Source organism: Methylomonas sp. HYX-M1 (assembly GCF_040741385.1).
Lineage (GTDB): Bacteria > Pseudomonadota > Gammaproteobacteria > Methylococcales > Methylomonadaceae > Methylomonas > Methylomonas rhizoryzae.
This window is the reverse complement of sequence record NZ_CP160405.1, coordinates 3,445,281-3,467,617: the sequence shown is the minus strand read 5'-3', so window position 1 is coordinate 3,467,617 and position 22,337 is coordinate 3,445,281. Positions and strand designations below refer to the sequence as shown.

The 22,337-nt window shown below is 53.6% G+C and carries 31 protein-coding genes and 1 pseudogene; 17 read left to right on the top strand and 15 right to left on the bottom strand.

Annotated features, from left to right (window positions below; translation table 11 throughout):
• Window positions 1–25: 25 nt before the first annotated feature.
• From AB0A83_RS15745 to AB0A83_RS15685, 13 genes are all read right to left on the bottom strand, one after another.
• A complete protein-coding gene (locus tag AB0A83_RS15745; protein ID WP_367154688.1) occupies window positions 26–2,035 on the bottom strand; it encodes a DNA cytosine methyltransferase in 2,010 nt (669 codons plus the stop codon).
• 8 nt (window positions 2,036–2,043) lie between these two features.
• Entirely contained in the window at window positions 2,044–2,577 is a 534-nt protein-coding gene (locus AB0A83_RS15740; RefSeq protein WP_367154687.1) for a glycoside hydrolase family 108 protein, read from the bottom strand.
• Window positions 2,578–3,279 (bottom strand): hypothetical protein, encoded by a 702-nt coding sequence (locus AB0A83_RS15735; protein ID WP_367154686.1) that lies wholly within the window; start codon window positions 3,277–3,279, stop codon window positions 2,578–2,580. It lies immediately after the preceding gene.
• A gap of 23 nt (window positions 3,280–3,302) precedes the next feature.
• Complete coding sequence (locus tag AB0A83_RS15730) at window positions 3,303–4,112, bottom strand: YfdQ family protein (protein ID WP_367154685.1); 810 nt, start codon at window positions 4,110–4,112, stop codon at window positions 3,303–3,305.
• 33 nt (window positions 4,113–4,145) lie between these two features.
• The gene (locus AB0A83_RS15725) at window positions 4,146–4,496 is read right to left on the bottom strand and encodes a hypothetical protein (protein WP_367154684.1); all 351 of its coding nucleotides are present in this window, start codon (window positions 4,494–4,496) and stop codon (window positions 4,146–4,148) included.
• A 67-nt stretch (window positions 4,497–4,563) separates the two neighbouring features.
• Complete coding sequence (locus AB0A83_RS15720) at window positions 4,564–4,986, bottom strand: tellurite resistance TerB family protein (RefSeq protein ID WP_367154683.1); 423 nt, start codon at window positions 4,984–4,986, stop codon at window positions 4,564–4,566.
• Between the two features lie 107 nt (window positions 4,987–5,093).
• Window positions 5,094–5,525 (bottom strand): hypothetical protein, encoded by a 432-nt coding sequence (locus AB0A83_RS15715; RefSeq protein WP_367154682.1) that lies wholly within the window; start codon window positions 5,523–5,525, stop codon window positions 5,094–5,096.
• The gene (locus AB0A83_RS15710) at window positions 5,522–5,749 is read right to left on the bottom strand and encodes a hypothetical protein (protein WP_367154681.1); all 228 of its coding nucleotides are present in this window, start codon (window positions 5,747–5,749) and stop codon (window positions 5,522–5,524) included. The genes AB0A83_RS15715 and AB0A83_RS15710 overlap by 4 nt, the downstream gene beginning before the upstream one ends.
• A 315-nt stretch (window positions 5,750–6,064) precedes the next feature.
• Window positions 6,065–6,253, bottom strand: a complete 189-nt coding sequence (locus tag AB0A83_RS15705; protein ID WP_367154680.1) for a hypothetical protein — start codon at window positions 6,251–6,253, stop codon at window positions 6,065–6,067.
• Window positions 6,254–6,264: 11 nt separating this feature from the next.
• Window positions 6,265–6,453, bottom strand: a complete 189-nt coding sequence (locus AB0A83_RS15700) for a hypothetical protein (protein WP_367154679.1) — start codon at window positions 6,451–6,453, stop codon at window positions 6,265–6,267.
• A gap of 260 nt (window positions 6,454–6,713) precedes the next feature.
• Complete coding sequence (locus tag AB0A83_RS15695) at window positions 6,714–7,223, bottom strand: hypothetical protein (protein ID WP_367154678.1); 510 nt, start codon at window positions 7,221–7,223, stop codon at window positions 6,714–6,716.
• Window positions 7,224–7,363: 140 nt separating this feature from the next.
• A complete protein-coding gene (locus AB0A83_RS15690; RefSeq protein WP_367154677.1) occupies window positions 7,364–8,434 on the bottom strand; it encodes a type I restriction endonuclease in 1,071 nt (356 codons plus the stop codon).
• A 25-nt stretch (window positions 8,435–8,459) separates the two neighbouring features.
• On the bottom strand, window positions 8,460–9,224 hold the full coding sequence (locus tag AB0A83_RS15685; RefSeq protein WP_367154676.1) for a helix-turn-helix transcriptional regulator: 765 nt from the start codon (window positions 9,222–9,224) through the stop codon (window positions 8,460–8,462).
• Between the two features lie 76 nt (window positions 9,225–9,300).
• Here AB0A83_RS15685 and AB0A83_RS15680 point away from each other — a divergent pair, with 76 nt between their 5' ends.
• Window positions 9,301–9,549 (top strand): hypothetical protein, encoded by a 249-nt coding sequence (locus tag AB0A83_RS15680; protein WP_367154675.1) that lies wholly within the window; start codon window positions 9,301–9,303, stop codon window positions 9,547–9,549.
• Between the two features lie 18 nt (window positions 9,550–9,567).
• Here AB0A83_RS15680 and AB0A83_RS15675 read toward each other — a convergent pair whose 3' ends face one another.
• Window positions 9,568–9,942, bottom strand: a complete 375-nt coding sequence (locus tag AB0A83_RS15675) for a hypothetical protein (RefSeq protein ID WP_367154674.1) — start codon at window positions 9,940–9,942, stop codon at window positions 9,568–9,570.
• 185 nt (window positions 9,943–10,127) lie between these two features.
• Between AB0A83_RS15675 and AB0A83_RS15670 the strand changes: the two genes are divergently transcribed.
• The 12 genes and pseudogenes from AB0A83_RS15670 to AB0A83_RS15615 all read left to right on the top strand — a co-directional run bounded on the left by AB0A83_RS15670 (window position 10,128) and on the right by AB0A83_RS15615 (window position 16,229).
• Window positions 10,128–10,403 carry a LuxR C-terminal-related transcriptional regulator gene (locus AB0A83_RS15670; protein ID WP_367154673.1) on the top strand — a complete coding sequence of 92 codons (276 nt, stop codon included), beginning with the start codon at window positions 10,128–10,130 and terminating at the stop codon, window positions 10,401–10,403.
• On the top strand, window positions 10,400–10,552 hold the full coding sequence (locus AB0A83_RS15665) for a hypothetical protein (RefSeq protein WP_367154672.1): 153 nt from the start codon (window positions 10,400–10,402) through the stop codon (window positions 10,550–10,552). Before AB0A83_RS15670 ends, AB0A83_RS15665 begins: the two co-directional genes overlap by 4 nt.
• Entirely contained in the window at window positions 10,549–10,800 is a 252-nt protein-coding gene (locus AB0A83_RS15660; protein ID WP_367154671.1) for a hypothetical protein, read from the top strand. The genes AB0A83_RS15665 and AB0A83_RS15660 overlap by 4 nt, the downstream gene beginning before the upstream one ends.
• Window positions 10,797–10,964, top strand: coding sequence for a hypothetical protein (locus AB0A83_RS15655; protein WP_367154670.1), 168 nt, complete (start codon window positions 10,797–10,799; stop codon window positions 10,962–10,964). The genes AB0A83_RS15660 and AB0A83_RS15655 overlap by 4 nt, the downstream gene beginning before the upstream one ends.
• Window positions 10,961–11,494 (top strand): hypothetical protein, encoded by a 534-nt coding sequence (locus tag AB0A83_RS15650; RefSeq protein WP_367154669.1) that lies wholly within the window; start codon window positions 10,961–10,963, stop codon window positions 11,492–11,494. Before AB0A83_RS15655 ends, AB0A83_RS15650 begins: the two co-directional genes overlap by 4 nt.
• Before the next feature lie 31 nt (window positions 11,495–11,525).
• On the top strand, window positions 11,526–12,035 hold the full coding sequence (locus AB0A83_RS15645; protein WP_367154668.1) for a hypothetical protein: 510 nt from the start codon (window positions 11,526–11,528) through the stop codon (window positions 12,033–12,035).
• Window positions 12,032–12,220, top strand: a pseudogene (locus AB0A83_RS15640) (helix-turn-helix domain-containing protein); the annotation flags it as partial. The gene AB0A83_RS15645 and the pseudogene AB0A83_RS15640, both read left to right, overlap by 4 nt.
• A 297-nt stretch (window positions 12,221–12,517) precedes the next feature.
• A complete protein-coding gene (locus tag AB0A83_RS15635) occupies window positions 12,518–12,964 on the top strand; it encodes a hypothetical protein (RefSeq protein ID WP_367156187.1) in 447 nt (148 codons plus the stop codon).
• Window positions 12,961–13,290, top strand: coding sequence for a hypothetical protein (locus AB0A83_RS15630; RefSeq protein ID WP_367154667.1), 330 nt, complete (start codon window positions 12,961–12,963; stop codon window positions 13,288–13,290). The genes AB0A83_RS15635 and AB0A83_RS15630 overlap by 4 nt, the downstream gene beginning before the upstream one ends.
• Before the next feature lie 112 nt (window positions 13,291–13,402).
• The gene (locus AB0A83_RS15625; protein WP_367154666.1) at window positions 13,403–13,894 is read left to right on the top strand and encodes a DUF1441 family protein; all 492 of its coding nucleotides are present in this window, start codon (window positions 13,403–13,405) and stop codon (window positions 13,892–13,894) included.
• Window positions 13,891–15,957, top strand: a complete 2,067-nt coding sequence (locus tag AB0A83_RS15620; RefSeq protein ID WP_367154665.1) for a phage terminase large subunit family protein — start codon at window positions 13,891–13,893, stop codon at window positions 15,955–15,957. The genes AB0A83_RS15625 and AB0A83_RS15620 overlap by 4 nt, the downstream gene beginning before the upstream one ends.
• The gene (locus AB0A83_RS15615; protein WP_367154664.1) at window positions 15,954–16,229 is read left to right on the top strand and encodes a Mor transcription activator family protein; all 276 of its coding nucleotides are present in this window, start codon (window positions 15,954–15,956) and stop codon (window positions 16,227–16,229) included. The genes AB0A83_RS15620 and AB0A83_RS15615 overlap by 4 nt, the downstream gene beginning before the upstream one ends.
• Before the next feature lie 42 nt (window positions 16,230–16,271).
• On the opposite strand, the gene AB0A83_RS15610 is transcribed toward AB0A83_RS15615, so the two are convergent.
• Window positions 16,272–16,517 carry a hypothetical protein gene (locus AB0A83_RS15610; RefSeq protein WP_367154663.1) on the bottom strand — a complete coding sequence of 82 codons (246 nt, stop codon included), beginning with the start codon at window positions 16,515–16,517 and terminating at the stop codon, window positions 16,272–16,274.
• 122 nt (window positions 16,518–16,639) lie between these two features.
• Here AB0A83_RS15610 and AB0A83_RS15605 point away from each other — a divergent pair, with 122 nt between their 5' ends.
• The 4 genes from AB0A83_RS15605 (at window position 16,640) to AB0A83_RS15590 (ending at window position 22,273) form a co-directional block, all read left to right on the top strand.
• Window positions 16,640–18,079, top strand: coding sequence for a WYL domain-containing protein (locus AB0A83_RS15605; RefSeq protein ID WP_367154662.1), 1,440 nt, complete (start codon window positions 16,640–16,642; stop codon window positions 18,077–18,079).
• A gap of 285 nt (window positions 18,080–18,364) precedes the next feature.
• Window positions 18,365–18,595, top strand: a complete 231-nt coding sequence (locus tag AB0A83_RS15600) for a hypothetical protein (protein ID WP_367154661.1) — start codon at window positions 18,365–18,367, stop codon at window positions 18,593–18,595.
• A complete protein-coding gene (locus tag AB0A83_RS15595; protein ID WP_367154660.1) occupies window positions 18,592–20,196 on the top strand; it encodes a phage portal protein in 1,605 nt (534 codons plus the stop codon). The genes AB0A83_RS15600 and AB0A83_RS15595 overlap by 4 nt, the downstream gene beginning before the upstream one ends.
• 19 nt (window positions 20,197–20,215) lie before the next feature.
• On the top strand, window positions 20,216–22,273 hold the full coding sequence (locus tag AB0A83_RS15590) for a ClpP-like prohead protease/major capsid protein fusion protein (RefSeq protein WP_367154659.1): 2,058 nt from the start codon (window positions 20,216–20,218) through the stop codon (window positions 22,271–22,273).
• Window positions 22,274–22,337: the final 64 nt, after the last annotated feature.

Below are 22,337 nucleotides of genomic sequence, written 5' to 3'. Positions count from 1 at the left end.
GGAATGTTGTATTTTGGTGTCCATATTAAGCGGCGGATTGTGCAAGGTTAATATCCGTTTCTTGATGGTTTGCTCTGACCAGCGCCGCCATCAGCTCGGGCGGCACGCTGTTGCCGCATAACCGCACTTGTGTAGTCTTGGTAAATTTTCGGCCATCGTGTCCGTGTTCGATCGCATACGATTGTCGGAATCCCTGAGCTCGAAAAAGCTCAGCCGGTTGCAGCATGCGCAGGCCGATGTCAACGATGACATAGGGATGGCCTTCAATAGTGACGGTAACCAGTGCCAGCTGGTCCTTGGTGGTGATAGTCGCCATGGGGTCGGTGATGGCGTTGTGTTGGCCGCCCTCGCTGTAGTAGCGGCACAAAAACGCGGAAACCCTTTGCGCGCTTTCTTCATGTTCGGGCGACAAGGTGCATTCGACCAGGCCTAGTCTGTTTTCGGTGGTGATGGTGGCGGCCGGATCTTCCATCGACCGCGAGCGGTTTGATTCATCGGTGTAGTAGCTGGAAATAAACGCAGATACTAAACCGTGATGGTTCCCGGTCGTAACGGTCGGCGTGGGATCTGTCAAATCGGTTGCATCGTGACCGCTGGTATTCGTGATCAGAGTCGCTGCAACAACTGCGGTTTTACCTAGTCCGTCGGTCATGACGGTTGGCGCCGGTTCTGTTACCGGTTGGCCTACGCTATTGCCGAACTGCCTCGATAGAAAGGCGGAAACCACGCCGTGATGCTCGCCGCCGGCGCTGATGGTTCGCACCGGTTCGTTGATGTCTCTGGCGTCGCAATTGCCGCGCAAGTGCGTTAAGTGGGCCGCAACGACCTGTTGCTGGCTACCGGAATTGGTGATGGTCGTCATCGGGTCGCGCAGATCGCGACCGGTCGTTTCATTGAAGCCGCCGTTCATTTGTGCCAAATAGGCGGTAGATAGCGAAAAGCCGCCGCCGCTTGATACCACAGTGCCGAGCGGATATTCCATATCTATTGATCCCACGCCGCGACGTTGTGTGCTGCCGGGTTTGCCTTCGCCGTGACCGGCTTGAACGATGATGGGCGTCGCCAATGCAAACTCTCCGCCCTTGGTGCCGGCAGTAATCGTTTTCAAAGGATCGGAAATTGAATGGGCTCTGTCGCTCCCGTTGTAATGAGCGATCTGCACAATAAACGGGTTCGCGCTATCCAACACATATCGCTTCAAACCCTTGGCAACCCGCTTCATCGTGGCGTCGGCCAGCGGCTTTTTGCGGTTGAAAATGCTTTGACATGGGATGCTGAAATCGATGCACTCGGCAGCGGCGCGCCATTTGGCTTGGCCTGCTGCCGGGTTTTTAAAATGCGTCGGTTCCGGCCAATTAATAGGCTGCCCGTCGCTCCGGGCAATCATAAATAGGCGTTCGCGCGTGGTTGGGGTGCCGAAATCGGCGGCGCACAATGTGCGGTACTCGATGTTATATCCCAGCTTGCGCAATTCGCCGGTAAAACGGCTCCAGGTCTGGCCGGCTCGCCGAGGATCGGGCACAAGATATTGCCCTCGTACCGGCACGCGCTCGCCAGGCTCGGCAATACGATTAGTTTTGCGGCCCGTAACGGGGCAGGTCACCATATCCAGCGTGACGACGCGGCCGGTGGCTTTGTCGCGCTTGGCGATAAGTGGGCCCCATTTTAAAATCTGGGTAACATTTTCCAGGCTGATGACATCAGGTTTAACTTGGCCGGCCCAGCGATAGCCAACCCAAGCCAGTCCTCTGATTTTTTTGCTGCGCGGCTGCCCGCCCGATGCTTGCGAATGGTGGGTGCAATCCGGACTAAGATGCAACCAACCAACCGGTTTGCCTTGAGTAGCCCCTTTTGGGCATACGTCGTAGACGTCGGCGATAAAATGCCGGGTATTCGGATGGTTAACCCGGTGCATCGACAGCGCATCGTCGCTGTGATTGATGGCAATGTCGGGATGGCGGCCCGTAGCCATGAAAATGCCTTCGCTGACACCGCCGCCGCCGGCGAATAAATCGACAATCAACTTATGGTCCATTGCAATTCCTACGCCGGCAAAAATGACTCCGCCCGCGCTATCCAGCCGGCCAGGAATACGCGCTGGGTTTCGTCGCGCTTGACGATGTTTTCGCAGACGATGACGCGGCGGTTGATCAGAGTTTTGAGCAGACTGTTGCCCATGTTGCTGGCGGCCAGCTGACTGGCGGCAACGGTTTTTTCGCCGATCTTGCCGTCTACCTTGCCGCAAGGGTAGCCGTGGCAAGTCAGGGCGTCTTGCAGCAGTTTGATGGCGCGGCTTTGGCCCATGCCGGACTGGGCGCCGGTGTCCAGCATGAAGGGCTGTATCAGTGTTGGCAGCTCGTTATAGCCGGGCTTGATGTAATACCAGCTGTAGTAAATTTCGTAAGCTGTGCGTTTTTGCAAATTGCGCACGTCGTCTATTGTGGCTTCGCGGGCCAGCCAGAATTGCAGGGTGTGTTGGCTGATGCCGTATTTTCTGGCGCCGCCCTGGTTTTGCGGGTCGTTGACGAAGCCGCCTTGGCGGTCTATCAGCTTGTAGATTTCGGTTTCTATGTTCATTTAGGCCTCGTCTAGTTGTTCAATGTCTCGGCGGATATAACTCAGCAGCGCCCGCACGTTGCCGGGAAATAGGTCGTTATTTTCCAAGCGCTCCAGCAAAACCAGTTTTTCGGTTTTGCGCTCGATGGCGACGGGTGGTTGCTCGGCGGTGTCGCGGATCAGCTTGACCAGGCCGTAGAGGGCGCGGTCCAGGGTGTCGGTGACGTCGAATTGCAGAAATGTTTTGGTTATTTTCTGGCTGTCCAGGAATTCCAGTGTCAGGTCGGAAAAGCTATCGGGGTGCTGTAAATGTTCTGGAAATGTGTAGTCGCGTTCGTCGTCAATGCCTTCGCTAAGCTCGGCCAGTTTTTTGTCCACTTGCTCGGGCGACAGGTCTGCGCCGTGTAATTCGTCGGCGGGCGCGGCCATGGCATCCGATAGCAAGCGGTTGGTGTAACCTCTGTCGTCTTGTTCGTCATCATTCAATGCCGAATACGCCGCGCGGCCCTTGGGGGTCAGCGACCAGCGCGACCCGTCCACGCCTTGCCGGGCCGATTTTTCCACATGGCTTTCGTTCAACATGACATTTAGCGTCTGGCTGACTTTCTCGATATTGCCGGCTGTCAGGTCGGCCGGGATTTTGTCGAATAGTTGTTTCCTGAACAGGCCGACATTGCTGTCGGCCAGCTGTTTGGCAATGGCTTGGCTAAGTGGGTCGCGCATGGGGGTTCCTTAGTTAGGCCGTTTTATGAAATTGTGCCGTGGTAAATGGCGACAGCGCTGCCGACGCTTGTGCTGATCAGTTCCTCTGTTTCCGTCAGGTTGGCTTGTACGGTTTTGTGTGGCCTGATCAGTTCGTACCAAAGTGTCAGGTTGCCATCTTTTATGCGGTACCGCAGGCGAGCTTCTATCTGGTAAGGCGCGCCGCCTTCGTACAGGCGTAGGCCGATCTTGAATGTTTGCGGGATTTTGAGCTGGCCTTTAACGCCGGCACTGCCGTTGATTTCTTCGTTGTAGGTCAGTTGCATCTGGCCGTTGTCCAGGCGTTGCGCCTGGCTGAATTTCACTTCGGTTTTTGCCTGAATCGATAGCGAGATTTCCAGCATTTCGGCGCCCGTGGGCTCGATGATTTCTTCGAGGTTGGTTTCGATGAACTTGCCGAATTCAGACTGGCTCATGGCTTTGCCGTCAAAGGCCTTCCAGTTATTCCATTCCACGGTGGGTTTCAGGCCGAAAACCGCTTTATGGTCTCCCCAATCGGCCGCGTCTGGGCCGTGGTAATCGAAAATGGCGGTAAACCGGTTGTTTTCGTCGTCCATCATGATGACTGAATTTTCATGGGCGAACCGGTTGCAGTAATCGATAAAGCTGGCGGCCGTGGTGTGTTTTACGGTTTGTTTGATGCGTTTCGGATGTTCGCGCAAGTCGCTAAGTTCGACGTAATTATGATCATCCGGAAGCACCAGAAAAGGCGTGCCGGCGATTTCGAAGGGTTTGGTTGCTAACTCGCGGCCAGCGTCGATGGCGGCCTGGATGTTGTTGTTTGTTTCTGACATGGTTTGGTCTCTGTTAGAGTTGACGATGGCCGATTACTGAATGGCGACGGATTTGAATTCGGTTGGGCGTTCCTCGCTGACGCTGCGTATGCCTGGGATGGTGGTCTGTCGCGGGTCTTCGCGCTGCAAATTGCCTTCCGGCGTTGGGAACAGGATGGTGGCTTCGCGCTGAAACTTGGGCACCTTGGCTTTAATTTCGTCGGATATAAAAATCTGCGCGCCGTTGGCTTCCGGCCTGAATTTTAGTTTTAGGGTCAGTTCCGCCACTTTCATGGTGTCGCGCGCGGCGTTGACGCATTCCGCGATTTGCTCGCTGAGTTCCTCGGAGGTCTGTCCGTAGCGAAGCTGGTTGATAGTGTGGGTGAAGAGATCTGGTCTTTTCATGATGATTTCCTAAGTAAGAAAAATAAAACCACGGCCACGATAGCCACGATGTCGATCAGAATGCACATCAGGCCGCCAGTCCGTATTCGTCCGCACTAATGCCCAGGCTGCGCGCCACTTTTAACAGCACGGTTTTTTCCTCCGCTTCAATTTCGCCGTCCGCTTTGGCGATGGCCAGCATGTTGAGAAATACCTCTTCGCAGTGGTCCGGGTTGTCCGAAATATCGGACAGCTCTTTGAGCATTTTTTGTTGGCCGACGCCAAAATCCGCTTCCAGGACGTTTTGATAGCGCGATATGGTTTTGCGGATGTCGGCCGGTTTGAAGGCAGATAGGTTTTCGTTACTGGTCAGCAACTTATCCAGTTTGTCGATTTCCGACTTTTCGACGGTGCCATCAGCGGCGGCAACCAGCATCGCACCGGCGACAATGGCTTCCATCAGGTTTTGGTTCGCCACTTTTTTGGCGCTTTTCATAAATTTTCCGAACATGGGTATCTCCAGTTAAGTTAGGGTTTGCCGCGTATCGTGCGGCGGACGGCGGTGCGCCCATCGGTGGTGGAGCAAACGGGGCCGCTGCGGGTGTTTTTGGCTCAGCCTCACCGCCCGCTGGAAGCCGCGCCCCAAGCAGAGCGCCCTGTCGAAAGGGTTACAGTGCTCAGCAATAGCTTCCGGCCTTCCGCCAAGGCTTTGGCCGCCGAGTGGCCGCGATCGAGATGCGCCGATGCCAGGAACACGGCGGCGTTGATGTCGATAGCGTTGGCGCCACGGCGCTTGCCGAACAGGTCCAGCAGCGCCGCCAGCAAGGCCTTGCGTTGTGCACTGCATTGGCCGGCGCACCACTGAGCCAGCTCGGCGGCGCGTTCCGCCCAGTCGGGTGCGGTGTCCAGTTCCGCCCGGGCGGCGGCGATCAGCAGTTCCGCGGCTTCCGGGTAGTTGGCGTTTTTTATGGCGGCAAAGGCCAGTTGGGCGCGGAATGCCTGCGCGTCCGGGGCAGTCAGGGATAAGTGGGCGGCGTGGGTGGTGGTCATGCGGCCTGCTCGCATAGCGCTTCTATGTGGCTGCGTGCCGCAAATGCGGCGTCTGTGATGTCTGTGTCGTGCTGGAATAGGTGTTCTATGGTTAGTACGGCCACCAAGCTGCTGTCCGGCGTATGGTTTAGTGCATTGGTGCCTGCATTGTTTGCAATGTTATTTAGTATTTTGAGTACGGCAGACTTGTTAGTCGAAACGACTTGATGGGGCGATGTAGTCATAGCTGTATCCTGGGTTTCTGCAAAAAATCCGCCGGTTGCCCGGCGGCGCTGTGGCAGCGATTCGGCGTATTTGCTAGATCTTCAACAAAAAAAATCGTTGAAGGCTAGTGCTTACTCGGCGGCGGCTTCGTCGTCCGATGTTTCCGCGCTTTCGTCGGTGCTTTCCGCCGCGTCCGTGGTTTCGGTGGTTTCAGAGACTTCTTCTTCGACTGCTTGGTTTTCTTCGCTCATGGTTTTCTCATGGGGTTAATGGCCGGATGCGCCGGCCGCGCGTTTGCCCTGACTTGCTGCTTAGGGCGTCCAGTTTTGGTTTGATCAGCGCGGGGCGTAGCCGGATTCGGCTAGCGATTTTTGCAATTTGGCGATGGCGTCCATCATGATGTAGGCCTCGTCGTCGTTGACGGCGTTCTCGCGGCAATCGCTCCAGCTGATGCGTTTGCACAGTTGTGCCAGGGCGAGTGCTTCTTTGTCCGGTAGTTCCGTGGTTAGGGTTATGTGCGTCATGGTGATGCTCCTTACCAGGTAAAGGTGTTAAGGCCTTTCACGTTAGATTCTTCGCAAACGTCCGCTGCGTTCATCAGTGCTTTGGCCAGCGAGCGCAACTGTGCCGGGGTCATTTCTGCATCGAGGCCCGGAAAGTTTTCAACGACTGCCAGCGGCTTTTTATTCCTGTCCTGGGTCAATCTGACGTTTAGCTGTTTCATGGCTGTTCTCCAAAAAAGACCCGCTAAAAAAGCCGGGTCAGGTAACGGGAGGTCTCACTTCACGGGGCGCTTGCTCTGTTGGGTGATATACTAGAACCAAAAGTTCTAGTTAGTCAAGAACTAATTGTTCTTGTGTTGAAAAAACCACTAGAACGCAGCCGTGTTCGTTTTTGACGGGCATAAAAAAGCCGGCTTAAGGCCGGCGGATGGGCAATAAAAAACCCGCCGGGGCGGGTTGTTGGTGGGTATTAAGCGGTCGGTTAGGGTACAAGAACGAGCGGAAGAATGCGTTCGATGAAGTTGAGTTTGTAGTCGGATTGGCCGCCCAGTGCTTTAACAGCTCGTTCGTTGCAACGGTTAAGTAGTAGTTTATGGGCAGGCGGTTCGCCGGCTTCTATCTCACTGCAGCGGGCCTGCCACTGATCGAGTTGGGCTTCGGTAAAGGTGCGTTCTCCGGCACTATCGATGTCGCGTTCCAATTGCGTCCATTCCGTAGCGAGTTTTACGCTTTCGCGGGCTTTGTTGCCGTAACCGAAAACCAGCGAAAAAGTACTTCCCAGCGTAATCAGAGCGGCGCAGATTTGCAAAATATCGGGGTCGGCTACTTTGGCCAACGCGACCGAGCCGGCGACGATGGATAAAGCCTTGATGGCGCCTTCGCGAAATTCGAAGAGGCGTTGGCGTTCCAGATAATACATGCGGTTCATTAGCGCGCGCAGCTTAATTTCGTAGCGGCGCTGCCATAAATAATTTCGTTCTTCGGTCGACATAAAGCCTCCTGGTTTTAACTGGGTGGCGGTGGCGGTGGTGGCGGAGCTTTGGACGGCTGCGGCACGTGGCTTTTTTGGATGGGTCTATCATTTGCCGGCATCGACGGTATCTTTATTTTCATGGTATCACCTTATTTTTATTATTGCTCGCCGCCCGATTCGTAATCCTTAATCGATTGTTGGATGTCTTGAGTATGATTATAGATGTCGTCGACATCGTCTATGGGTATGCGGATCCCGCTACGGCCGATCTCGATGTATTTTTTGCTGGCGTTGAAGTGCAGGCGGCAAATGGGTTTGCGGTTGTTGTCGTCCAACAGGATGCCGCAGTAACTTTTGGTGTCCCGCATGATGACTCTTTTGGGGCTGATGACTTGCCTGGCAATAGCTTTGACCACTAAGAAGCCTTCGTGCTCTTCGGGTGTCGTAACGATGTCAGACTTGTTATCCTCGGCTATCGCTTCGTCTTTACTGGGTTCCGGCGTTGGCGCTGTTGTCGGTTGGGATAGGGCTGATTTTAGGCGGGAATTTATGCGGTGATTGATGAATTCGTTTAGGCCTTCCTTAACCAATTTTCCGAATAATTCGATAATCGGTTGTGTAGCGCGGCCTTGGTATATCTGGGCCACAAAAAATTTTATCAGTGCATCGGATGGGTTTTCGGCTTCACGCTCCAGGCATTTGATGAGTTCGCCCTTGTATTTCAGTTGGCTGGCCGTATTGATAATATCGCTGAGGGAGAAATTGGTTTTTGCGAATTTTTTCAGCTCGTTAATGTGGTTGTCGGCTATATCTCTGATGTCGAACTCGAAAAATGGTTTTTCGTCCATTTTATTGGGTTCTTCAATATCGGAATAAAACTGGTAAATCAGGCCGTTTGTTAGAACGCCAAATCTAGCGGCCGAAGTGTGGAAGTATCGATACAATTGCGATGCGTGTTCGTTTTGCAGGTTGGCGCCACAGTGTTTGCACTCGAATAGCAAAATGATTTGATCGTCCTTTTTGATGGCGTAATCGACTTTTTCGCCCTTTTTGATACCAACGTCTGCGGTAAATTCCGGTATCACTTCGGATGGGTTGAATATGTCATAGCCCAGGGCGGCGATAAACGGCATAACCAGGGCGTTTTTTGTGGCCTCTTCTGTTTGGATGTTGGCGGCTTGTTTTTCGTAACGATTGGCAATCTCTTTGATTTTATCGATTAAGTCCATGACGATTCCATTATTCGGTGGGTTGCTAAATTTTGTTGCTTTGCTTATGAACTATTTTCCCGATGATCAAGCAAATATCGCCCGCGCAAAGCTTGTTGGGGTGGCGGGTTTTATCCGGATTATCCGATTGCAGATACCAGTGTCCAGCGTCACGGTATAGGCGCTTAATCAATAGTTCGCCTTCGTAGTTGATGGCAAAAACGTCGCCGTCCTGCGGGACAGTTTTGCTGGTATCGATGACCACGGTGTCGCCGTCATACAAGCCGGTCTCCATTGAGTCGCCGGTAATGGTGCAGGCGGTCAGGTTCTCGGCCTTCAGTCCTTTTTTGTGTAACCAATCTACGTGAAAATACAGCGGTGTTTGCGATTCGTTGAGGTATTCGATTGAAAATCCAACGATGCCGGCTTGTAGGCGAAAGCTGCCAAATCTGACGGGTTTAAAACCGGGATCTGGATAATTTACTTGTTCCGAAAGCTGCTTTTCTTTGGGAAATGCATAATTATTTTCCGGTGTCAGGCTCTTTTTGAAGGGCGATAGTTTGGGATCGCCGCTCATCAACCATTCATAAGTAACGCCGGTTTCCCTAAATTTTTCAACAATCTTTTTTATAATTCCATGCCTTGGGATCGATTCTGCCTGAATCCATTTCCGAGCGCCCTTATCAGATACGCCAAACATTTCTGCAAGTACACCTTGCCTGCCATCCCCTATTTTTGGGATTCCAGCCGCATCCAGAACAGCGTTTAACCGTTCTGAAAATCCTTCTTTGTCTGTTTCGTCAGTAACCATAAGTTCAATATAGCGTTTCGACCTAGAACAATCAGTTCTTGACCAACAGGCACAATTGGTTCTACCATCTTCCAGCATGAACATTTACTCCGAAAAATTAAACGAAGCCAGCCGCATTGTCGGCGGCTTTGAAAAATTAGGCCGTGTTTGCGGATTAACTGGTAAAGCGGTTAAGAAATGGGCCATCGCCGGACGGCCTCCGCGCACCGAGTACACGGGCGAAACCCAATATGCCGAACTGATAAGCAAGGCGGTCGATGGCGAAATTTCGGTTGATCAGTTGCGCCCATCGCTTTCAAAGCCATCCCCAATCGGTCAGGAGTAAGCCCGTGCATACCGATTTTTATAACGATTCAAGTTCTTTAAGCACCGATTCCAAGTCGAAACCCGTGAAGTTTGCGATTTGGCCGCAGGTGGGTTTGCCGCAGGTGAATTCCATTACGTTTTGAAAGGAGAACATCACGCTATGACACGCGGGACAACGCGGCGTTTTGCTGTAAGTACCCGACGCACCACGTTCAAACAATGCGCCCCGGTATTCGGTGTATTGGCTCGTTTTCGCGTCACGCGCTATTTGCTGCTGCATTTCGTGCATGCGTTTTACAAAATCGGCGTTTTCTTCCTCGAGCTGTTTATTCCGTTGTTCGAGCTGCTCAAGGCGAGTTTTGATCAGGCCGATATGGTCGCGCAAAACAGCGGCGGATTGGGTGTTGCCCAAGGAAGCGATCAGGCTTCCGAGCGTGATGATTAGGTCGTTCATGGTTTTGGCGTCTCTCTTGTTGGGTTCGGGGTTGGTAGCCACGGGTACTGCATTTGAGGCGCCTTTTAAGTTGCGCCGTCAAAATCATTATTGAGTGTTTTTAACGGCTTGACTATAGGGTCAATTCCCTAGGGAGTTTTACTATGTTGGAAGAATTGGCGGCGGAAATCGTGAATCCGGCCGGGCTGTCGGAGCGACAGGCCGAGGTGTTGCGTTTGATCTGCGAGGGGGCGACGGATAAGTCGATTGCCCGGCGCCTGGCGATCAGCGCCAAGACCGTGGCGGCGAATACCGATCAGATTTACCTCAGGATGGCGATTAGGCAGGACGCGATCAATATGCGCTGCACGGCAATTGCCACCGCCGTAGCGCGCGGGATGGTCAGGCTGAATATCGGTCGGGTGCAGGGTGCCGCGTGAGGCGGCAAGCCTGGTTGCTGGCATTGGCGGTACGGTTAAGGCTGGAGATAGCCGGTGAAGCGTTATGGGCGCTGCTGTCTGAAGCGTGGCAGCGCTTGTTTGACTGGCTGCTGCGCTGGCTGGCGCGATTTTGCGGAGGGTTTGAATGAGCGATAAAGAATGGATAGAGCGATTGCTGCTGAATGCGTTGGGCCGTTTTCCGGGCTCCACGGCGTTTGAGCTGTGGACGGCGTTGGCTGGCCTGGTGGAAACCAAGGCCGACCGCCGTCTGCTGCGCGAAGGCTTAAAAGAGCAGGATCATAGCGTACGCCTGTGTTTAGCCCGGCTGGAAAAGGCCGGACAGGTAACGCACGTGATTCGGGACGGGACGGTGTTGAAGGCGTGGTCGTTGGCATGATGGGTTCGTCGTGGTTTGAGCGATGGGTTTTGGCGACATGGGCTGCTTTGTTGCTGGCGCTGTGGCTGGCCGGTCTGCTGTTGATCGGCATCGGTTGCGTGGTGCGCTGGGGCGGCTGCGCGCTGGTCGATTGGGTGATGAGTTTTGCTGAGGATTTTAAATGATTATCGGGTTTACGGGCCGTAAACAGTCCGGCAAGTCGACGGCGGCTAGTGCGCTGCTGTCGCTGGGTTATCGGCGGCATTCGTTCGCCGATCCGCTGCGGGCGATGGTGGATGTGTTGCTGTCGGCGCTGGGTTTGACGGCGGCGGAAATTGCCGCTTGTCATGCCAGCAAGGAAGAGGTGATTTACCCCATCGGTGTGTCGATGCGGCATTTGTTGCAAACCTTGGGCACCGATTGGGGTAGGCGGCTGATCAATCCGGATTTGTGGGTAATGTGCGAGCAGGCGCGGCTTGAGCAGTTGTCGGCCGACGCGCATCGGGTTTATGACGACGTGCGCTTCGAGAACGAGGCGGCGCTGATTCGCGCCCATGGCGGGATGATCGTGCATATCCAGCGCCCCGGTTTGCCGGATACCGATACCCATGCCAGCGAGGCAGGCATTGCCGTGGCCCCCGGCGATATCGTGCTGGATAACTGCGGCAATTTGGGTTTGCTACTGGATGCGGTGCTGGCTTTGGCCGGGGATTGAGATTCAGATGCCGTTTGCGCGAGGTTGAGCTATGAAATTTACTGTTCTGATTAACCAGTTCGGCATTGTGAAATCCGGGTTGCATGAATCGACCGATTTAACAGACTGGGCCGTCATCGATTACATCAAGTGGTTGTCCGATAAAGGCGATGTTCGTGCTGATGGATTCGTGCTGTTTGAGTATCGGGTGTTTATTGAGGACATGCCGATGTCCGGCCTGAATAGCAATGGTGGCTTATCAAAGCGGGTACATAAATTGCGCGGCTTGAAGTTGATCGAGGTCACGAAAGACGATGGTGGTTACTTGTACGCAAAGCTGACTGACTATTGTCGTCACATTATCAGTATGAAGCCTGATGCAGACGATTTGCAGAAGGAGCGCGACGCCATAGATAGTTTTCATGGCTTTGTTGAAAACAACGCAGAGGCTTTGGGTTTGCTTTGGCGGTGGGGTGATGGCGACGGCGGATATGTGTTCAATAGGATGAAGCAGCATCTTAGCGAGACAGGGTATATCAAAGACGATGGTAAACGTCGATGAGCATAGCGCTAATGACTGTTGCATGGAAACTGCCAGACCTAAGTATGACTCAAAAGTTCGTGCTGATAGCTCTGTGCGATTCGGCGAACGATGACGGCGTTTGTTTTCCATCGGTGGGCGCGCTAATGAGAAAGTGCAATCTGAGTGAGCGCGGCGTTCGTAAAGTGACTGCCGAGCTGGAACAAATGGGATTTTTGAGCAAAAAAATTAGAAACGGGCATAGCACTGTATATGTTGTTAGTCCGGAATCCGGGGTGGTTACCCCTGCACCAGGTGCACCCTGCACGACATGCACCCCTGCACCAGGTGCACCCTGCACGACATGCACCCCTGCACCACGTGCACCCACCCCTGCACCACGTGCACCCACCCCTGCACCACGTGCACCCATAACCCAAATAGAAACCAAAGAAGAAACATACAAAACTCTTAGCGCGCACGCATGCGAGAAAATTCCGGACGACTCGGTTTTCGATCAGCCGTTGCAGTGGGCGCAGTTTTTCATTACCGAGTGCGGCTATCCGCTGCATATCGTGCAGACAGCCAAGACGATTCCGTTGTTTGCGGATTGGGTGCGGCTTGGTCATTCGGTCGGGCTGATCCGCCAGGCCATGTCGGCATGCCATGCCTGGAACGGCGGGCGGCTGCCGGATTCGCCAGTGCTGTATCGCAAGTTTCTGCAGTCGATCTTGGATGAGCAAAAGCGCTTGGCCGAGGAATCGGCGTTTGCCGACAGGCCAGGGGCAGGGCGCATTCGAGCGATCGATGAGTGGGCGAAAGTCCCGAAAGCCGACGACGATCTTTGGCCGTGGGCCAAGCAGCACGGGTATGCGGGGCCGGGCAGCAAGACGTACCGGCAATACCGGACGTTTTTGAACGATGAAGTCGAAAAGCGATTGCGAGAACGCCGTCGGGAGGTGGCTGGATGAAAACGGAAGACAAAATCACAATTCTGATCGGGATCATGGCCAGCAGCCAGTATCGGGTTTGGTGGTGGACGAACTACAAAACCACGGCCGCGCAGGAAGAGTTTCGCCGGTTGTGGAGTCCTGTGCTGTCCAGGCTGACGGTTCGGGAGATCCGTGATGGGCTTGCTCGCTGGCAGAAAGATCATGCCGAGGATTGCCCGCCGTCGCCGGAGCTGTTCGCCGATTACATGCGGCCGAAGCACTCGCTGGCGTCACGGCGTGGATTCGAGGATATCAGGGCGGCGCTTAATGCGGGTCCTTCTGGCTCTCAGCCGATTGCGGGATAAAAAACGCTCGGTTTTTTTGAGTTTTTGGGGTGCTTAGGGTCTCAACTGATGTCTTGTTTTGTTGTGTAACTTGCTGTTTTTTTTATGAGATATTTAATTGTCTTGGGTTTGTATGGCGGCTGAGGTTGTATCTCAAAACGATTGGTTTAACTGGTCTTTGAACCAGTTGGCGCGAGAGTTCGGTATTGCACGGGAAACCGTGCAATCCAGGTTGCGCTCGGCCAACATCAATCCCAATGGCGAGCGACGGGGTTTTCCTGTGTATAGCGTTGCTCAGGCTGCCAAGGCAATATTGGTCCCGCAGACCTCGCTTGGCGTGACGCTGAACGATCCCGACAAGATGTCACCCCAAGATCGCGCATATTGGTTTAAGGCTGAAATCGACCGGGTCAAATTAGAGCGCGAAATCGGTGCAGCTGTCTACGTGAACGAATCCAGAGAGCAAATGGCCGTGATCGCCAAGACTGGCCTACAAGTGCTGGAAACCCTGCCAGACATCTTAGAGCGCGACTTCGGCCTGGATGCCGATGTCATCGCCGGCGTGGAAGCAAGGGTCGATGTGCTCCGCGAACAATGGGCAAACTTGCTGGAAGAAACGGAATGAGTGCCGCAGTCGATATCCGCAAAAACATTGCGAAAATGATCCGTCCGCCAGAAAGGATTAGCGTCGTCGAAGCATCCAAGCGCTACGTCAACGTCCGCACTGCCAGTGGCGGCATTGCGCCGTGGGATGCAAGTCTCACGCCCTACATGATCGAACCGATGAACTGCCTCAGCAGCCGCCAATACGACGCCGTCATCTTCGTCGGACCGGCGCAGAGCGGCAAAACCCAGGGCCTCATCACCAACTTCATGGCGTATATCATCAAATGCGACCCGTCCGACGCCCTGATCATGCAGACCACAAAAGGCACTGCCCGTGATTTCGATACCCAGGTCATCAAGCGCGCCTTTCGCGATAGCCCGTCGCTCAAAGAAGAGCTGGCTCCCGGCAGCAAATCGGACAACACCTACGACAAAGTCTTCAAATCCGGCGCGATCCTGTTCCAGCGTTGGCCGTCCATCAACGAAATATCCGGCAAGCCGCTGAAATACGTCCTGATCACCGACTACGACCGCATGACCCAAAACGTAGACGGCGAGGGCTCGCCGTTTGCCCTGTCCCAACAGCGCACCGCCAAGTTCCTGAGCCGCGGCATGACCTTGGTGGAAACCTCGCCCGGTTTTGAAATCACGGATCCCAAGCCCAATACTCACTACAAACATGAAGCGCCACCCTGCGGCGGCGCGCTATCGCTATACAACATGGGCGACATGCGCCGCTGGTACGTACAGTGCCCGGAATGCGGAGAATACTACCTGCCGCCGCCGGACCAACGCGGTCTGCATTTCATCCACGAGCGCGACCTGTTTGGCGTCACCGTTACCCAAGTCCAGCAGCAGGTCAAATACCAATGCACGCGCAACGGCTGCCTGATCGACGTCAACAAAAAACGCGAGATGAACCGCACCGGCATCTGGGTACCCGAAGGTGCAACCATCGTCGAAGGCCGGTTGGCCGGCGAACCGGTCAAAAGCCGCGTCGCCTCCTTCTGGTTTCCCGGCGTCTTTGCCGCCTATTCCGACCCGGCCAATCTGGTCGACAAATACCTCAAAGCCCATCGCGAATACGACATTACCGGCTCGGAAGAAAACCTCAAAACCATCGTCAACGTCAACTTCGGCGCGGCCTATTTGCCGCGTCACCTGGCGGAACTGGAAAGCGGCGATGACCTGGCCAACCGCGCCGAAGCCCTGGAGCGCTATCACGTTCCGGCATCGGCCCGCCTGTTGGTAGCCGCTGTCGACATCCAGAACGGTCGCGATGCCCGCTTCGTAGTGCAAGTGCATGCCGTCGGCGTCGGAATGGAGCAAACCTTAATCGACCGCTTTGACATCGCCTTTACCGAGAAAGACGGCACAAAGCGCCGCGTCGAACCCGGCGTCTACAAAGAGGACTGGGATTTATTAACGGAAAAAGTCATCAACGCCAGCTACAAAACCGGCGACGGCCGCAAAATGCTGATCCACCTGATCGCCATCGACACCGGCGGAAACGGCAACACCACCGACTATGCCTACCAATTTTACCGGCGCATGAAAAAATCCGGCTTGTCCGGAAAAGTCATGCTGGTCAAGGGCGGATCGAAAGACGACAAATCGCCCATCGTCAAATCCTTCGGCAAGGATAACCAGGGCCGGCCGATGAAAGACATCCCGCTCTACATCCTCAACACCAACGCGTTCAAAGACAAGGTCGATGCCATGCTGCGGCGCGTCCATCCCGGTGGCCTATACCTGCATTTCCCACATTGGCTAGACGTCAGCTTTTACGACGAATTGCGCGCAGAAGTTCGCGGCGAAAACGGCAAATGGGAAAAAATCCGTGCCCGCAACGAAGGTCTGGATTTATGCGTCTACATCTTGGCTTGCTGCTGGCGGCTACGGCTGAATGACGAAAAATTCGACTGGGAAAAGCCCCCGATATGGGCCGCCGCATTGGAATCGAACAGCAATATCGTCAGCGCAGCTGAAGCCCGTCAAATTAGAACGCCATCCGCGCCGGAAAAACCGCCCATGGCTACCGTCAACCCATTCACCTCAGATTCCTGGAGTTCAAGATTATGAGTTTAAAAGACAGCATCGCCGAATTGTTCAAACACGACATTCTAAAAGCGCTGTTGGATTCGGAAATAGACGAACCGGCGGCGGCCGAGCTGTCCAATCGCATTTTCAAAAAGCTGCAAGACAATTGGGGGGGCAGTAGCATCTACTTTCCCAAAAGGCCCGCATACACCAGCCAGCAAATCAGGGAAGCCTTCGACGGGCACAACCATGCCGAAGTGTGCCAACGCTTCCGGATTAGCCTGAAAACCTTATATCGGGCGATTGGGGGTTAATCATGCGCCGGAATCAAATCAACGCATTATTTTTTTCAGGTGTTATCTATGAGACAGCAGAGATTGAGCGGATTCTTTCGATGCCTGAATGGCTTCGATATACACGCACAATCTATGTCCGCTGCTTAGATTGGTTAAGTCCTGCTCTCCGTGATCGTCTAGGCATCCGCTGATCATGTCGCCCATGCAGGCTTCGCCATCCCGAATATCGAACACGGTGTATCCATGCTCGGTCAAAATCGCCATGCGTTGCTTGTTTCGGGATATGCCTTTCACGATGCCTTGCATATTGTCTAACCTATCCTGGGTTTAAAAACCAAAAGCATAGTCTAAAACCTTGAATTGATAACGGTCTGAGGCTGGCGGACCCTAACGGCTTTGGTCTACACTTCGCCTAAAAAGGTGAATAAATGGTACTAAAGCTGGTAATCATTGCTGTTTTATTGCTGGTGTTTGTGATTTCAATAGCGCAAGTCATCGGCGTTCGAAAAAGAGAAAAGCGGAAAGCCGAAGTCGCCGAAATCATGCGACAGCATCGAGAACAGACCAAGAATTTGGCTAATTCAACGGCAACAGAAATGCCAAGGGAGATGGTCATTATTCCCCGCCAAAAACCGGTGCCGGATAAACCTAAAACGGATGACGTAAAAGAATCCTATTTAGAAAAAACCGGCCCCCGATATGTGGATTATTTGGACCGCGATAAGATTGCAACGGTTGACACGCTCCAAAAATCGACGCCGTCGATATTCAAAACGGATGTTATTGGTGAATATTATAAAAAACATCCAGTTGAGCCCAGATTGCCACCCATACTTCCATCTGATGAAAGAGTAAACGATTCGGGTAGTCGCAGCTCGCTTTCTAATATTGGTGATTTTTATGCTTACCTTAAAAAACAGCGCCCTAAAATAAAAGTCAAATCTGAAAATAATCGCATACATTCCCCTGTGCCAAAAATTTCAGGGGAAACATATCAGATTGACTATTGTGATGCGCTTGGAGAGGCCACTTCCAGAACCATCACCGTTCATGAGGTTGAAAAACGCGGAAAAAGTATCTACTTAGAAGCGTTTTGCCACCTGCGCAACGAGATGCGGACATTCGTCATCGATCGTATCGTTGGCGATATGGTCAACGTATCCACAGGAAAATCAGTTACTCCTATTGAGATTTATTCGCCGCCTAAAGAATGGGCATCGGTTGATAAAGATGCCTGGGAGGAGTTTCATTCGGAAGTCGACGATATATTGCCGCTAAGAGCCATTATCAGTTTCGATTACATCGATATAGAAGGAAATCGGACAACCAGAACTGTCGATATTAAACAATTTGGCCATACGTCTTACGGCGGGAAATTCTACGGACATTGCCGGTTACGCGATGCGAACCGAGTGTTCAGAACCAATCATGTGAAACATTGCGTTGATTTAGAAACTGGGGAAGTCGTTGATGATATTTTGAGATATTTCGAAGAAAAATATCGCGCCTCCTCCGAATATTCACTTGATAAGCTATTCGAAAGTGAATTTGAAGCGCTTGGTATTTTGCTATTCGTAGCGAAGGCCGACGGCAGTGTTAGAGCTGCTGAGCTCTCAAAGGTCGCGGCATTTTGCCAAAAGCTAAGTGGAGATCGGCGCATAAACGAAAAACAGATAAAAGAAACCTTTAAATCGATGACGGTGCCGTCACCGAATGCGTTCATCAAATATGTCGATGCTCAAGCAAAGAAAGATGAGGTGTTCAAGCGATCGTTAGCCGACACTGCTCAAGCCATTGTCGATACTCAAAAGACGGTACACCCAGTGGAAAAATTCGCATTAGATTACATTTATTCTAAGTTGACATAGCCAGCCTTGGCCGCCATTCTGATTACAATGCTTCGAAACCCTACAAGCGGAAACCGCACCCGTTAAGATATGCGGATTTTTTATGCCTGCCGATTTTTGACCATACAGCGCGTAGGGCGGATAAGCGAAGCGCCATCCGCCTTATCAACTAAAGCTGAATGGTTGCATAATCTTTGCAGTTCATGAACGGCAAAGCCGTATATATTCAAGATTTTTCGCCGATGCCTAAAAATTTTGTCATTTTCCCCTATTTTTGACACAAGCTAATCGGTGTAATGCTCCCCCATGAGCACAGCCACCGACATGCTACAAAAATACATCGATGCCGAGGCCGCCATTCTGAGCGGTCAATCGGTACGCTTTGGCGAGCGGATGTTGACGCGGGCCGATTTGGCCATGGTGCAAAAAGGCCGCCAAGAGTGGCAGCGTAAAGTCAGCGCCGAGGCGCGTAATACGGCCGGCCTGTCAACAATGGGCGGGCTTGGCATCTCAACAGCACGGTTGGACGGACGATGAAACAGCATCCGTTTGATCGTCTCATCGGTTTTTTTGCTCCGCAAGCGGCGGTTAAACGCCTGGCTGCTCGCAATATCTTGGCCTATTACGAGGCCGCAAAACCCAGCAAGCTACGTAAATTCGCCCGCGACAAATCCGCTCCAGACGTATGGGTGCAGCGCGGAGCCGCCGCGTTGCGCGATCAAGCCCGCGATAAATGCGCCAATCACGATTTGGCACGTGGAATCCTGAGAAAACTGGTCAACAACACAGTAGGCCCGCAAGGCATCGGCATTGAGCCGCAACCGCGCCGCGCGGATGGCACTATCCACGAAGAATATGCCAAAGCGCTGCGCGATGCGTGGCGCGATTGGCAACGTCGGCCTGAAGTCACATGGAAACATACCTGGGCGAGATCACAACGACTGATGGCGGCTACGTGGTTTCGCGATGGCGAGGCCTTTGCGCAAATGCTCAGCGGGCCTATTGCGTCACTAGATCATGGAACGCGCATACCGTTCTCGCTAGAACTATTCGAGCCCGACATGGTGCCGCTGGAATACAGCGACGGCGGTCGCATTCGGCAAGGCATTGAGCGTAATGGCTGGGGTCGTCGCGTGGCCTATCACGTATTCAAACAGCACCCGGGTGATTTATACGGTTCGTTTTCAAGTTTGACCGCTTCTAGGTCAGATATGCGCCGTATCGATGCGTCGCGCATGCTACACATAGCGGCTCTGGATCGTATGCACCAATTGCGGGGCGTCTCCGAATTTGCCGCGGTGCTTACCCGCCTGGAAGACATCAAAGATTACGAGGAATCAGAACGCATTGCGGCCAAAATCGCCGCGATGCTGACCGCCTACGTTAAGCGCGGCACGCCGGATATGTTCGATCCTGACAAAGTCGCGCACGACGAAAACGGCAAAGCGTTACCGCCAGACATTCGCTTATCCGCCGGGGCCATTATCACCGATCTTGGCATCGGCGAAGAAATTGGCCTAATCGACAGCAAGCGGCCAAATCCAAACCTGATCGGCTACCGCCAAGGCCAGCTCCGCGCAGTGGCGGCGGGGATGCCGGCCGGCAGTTATTCCAGCATCTCCCGGGACTACAGCGGCACTTACTCGGCACAACGTCAAGAGTTGGTGGAGTCCTGGATCGATTATGCCGTGCTTACCGACGATTTTACCGGGCAATGCGTGCAGCCGGTATGGGAGGCGTTCGTCAACGTGGCCCATTTGTCCGGCATAGTCAAACGTCCTGCCGACGTCCTGCCGGAAAGTGCCGACGATGCGCTTTACATCGCGATGGCCATGCCATGGATCGATCCGCTGAAAGAGGCGCTGGCCTGGCATCAACTGGTGCAAGACGGTTTTGCCGCTGAAGTGGAAGTTATGCGCCGCCGTGGCGTCAACCCGCGCGACGTATTGGAACAAATGGATTCATGGCGAATCGCCGTCAAAGATAAGGGCTTGGTGTTGTCCAGCGATTACGCCAACGAGCAAGGCGTTGCGCAGCCTGCGAATGATCGCGGCGATGGATCTAGCGAAGCAGCGGTCAACGCCGTTCTTAAGCAGCGGCTTGGCAAATGGCTGCATGAATTGGGCGATGAGCAATAACTAACAGAACGAGACAAATATGACGACAGCAAGCAAATGGTATGCCATTCGCGTCAAGGCCGAAGCTAAAGCTGCGGAAATCCTGATCTTCGGAGACATCGGCGAATCGTGGTGGGGCGAGTCAGTCACCGCCAAAGACTTCGTCAAGGAACTCAACGCGCTGGATGTAGACGCCATCACCGTGCGCATCAACAGTATTGGCGGGTCGGTGCCGGATGGATTGGCGATTTATAACGCCATCAAACGCCACAAAGCGCAGATCACGACTAGCAACGAAGGTATGGCACTTTCCATTGCCAGCCTGATTCTCATGGCTGGCGATACGGTAGAAATGGCCGATAACGCCATGCTGATGATCCATGCGCCGTGGGCCTATGCCGGTGGTAATGCCGCCGAACTGCGCAACGCTGCCGACGTGCTGGATATGTGGGCCGACGCCATGTCCACCAGCTATGCCGCAAAAACCGGCAAAGACAAAGCCGACATGTTGGCCTTGCTGACCGATGGCGACGATCACTGGTATACCGCCGAGCAAGCACGTGCCGATGGATTTATCGATGCCGTGGTCGAGGCGATGCCAGTTGCCGCCTCATTTGATCTATCCCGCTACCGGAATTTACCCGCGGCAGCCGCCGCATTTAATCACCATCCACAGGGGAAAACCATGGATAAAGACGACAAAAAACCGGCGGCGACCGCTCAGCAACCGCCATCCAATCAAGCGCCTCAGCCTGCAGAGCATAGCGTAGTAGTCAATGCCGCATTAGCAGCTGATCAATCCCGCCGCAATGCTATTGCAGCCAATGCGGCTAAATTCATGACTCACGAAGGAATGGCAGAATTGGTTGCATCATTGCAAAACGATCATACGATCAGTGAGGATGCCGCCAACAAACGCATCCTGGCGCATCTGGCTAAGGGTGCCGAACCGGTGGCCGGTCAACATGCCACCGTCACCGAGGACGCCAAAGATAAATTCGGCGCTGGCGTGGCTAACGCACTGTTAGCGCGCTGTGGCGCAAAAAATGCCGAAGGTAAACCGATCCGTGCCGAGGCAGGAAACGATTTCCGTGGCATGCGCCTGGAGCAAATCGCCCAAGCTTGCTTAGCACAGGCCGGTATTAACGTTAAAGGCATGGATAGGGTTGGTGTGGTCAAAAAAGCACTGGCGATGCATACCTATGCTTCCGGCATGGGGCAAACCACCAGCGATTTCCCGGTATTGCTGGAAAATGTCATGCACCGTCAAGTATTGACTGCTTTCCAAATTACGCCGGACACCTATACGCGGTGGTGCAAAATCGGCAGCGTTTCGGACTTCCGCGAATGGCAGCGTTTGCGCGGCGGCACCATCGGCAATATCGATCCGGTCAACGAACATGGCGAATACAAAAGTCTTGTAATTCCTGATATGGCCAAAGAGGGTATTAGCGCAAAACGCCGCGGCGGTATCGTCAGCATTACGCCGGAAATCGTCATCAACGACGACATTGGCTATATCTCCGACACCACGGCCATGCTGGGCCGCGCGGCCAAGCGCACCATTGAGACCAGCGCCTACGCCGCTTTGACCGGAAATCCGGCGCTCAAAGACGGCGTGGCATTATTCCATGCTGACCACGGAAACCTGGCTGTAGCAGGCGCTGCGCTTTCGGTTGATAGTCTGGATGCCGCACGGGTGGCAATGGCCAGCCAAAAAGATCTATCCGGCAACGAATATCTGGACATTCGGCCGGAGATTTTGTTAGCGCCGCTTGGCATGGGCGGCACTGCGCGCGTCATTGTCGATGCGGTTTACGACCCAGATACCGCCAACAAATTGCAACGTCCTAATAAGGTCAACGGCATCGTGCAAGACGTTGTCGATACGCCGCGCTTAACCGGTACGGCCTGGTATTTGTTTGCGGATCCAAGCGTCGCTCCGGTCGTTGAAGTCGTGTTCCTGGATGGTGAGTCAGAGCCAATGCTGGCGATGGAAGAAAATTTCGACACCGCTGGCATCCGTTACCGCGTAGAGCTTCCTTTCGGCGTGGGGGTCATCGGTTACGAAGGCGCCTATAAAAACCCGGGCGCATAACCGCCAGTAAACAGGGTATGGCGACAGTAGTGGTCATACATTAGCCGGATTCAATTTAGAGGAA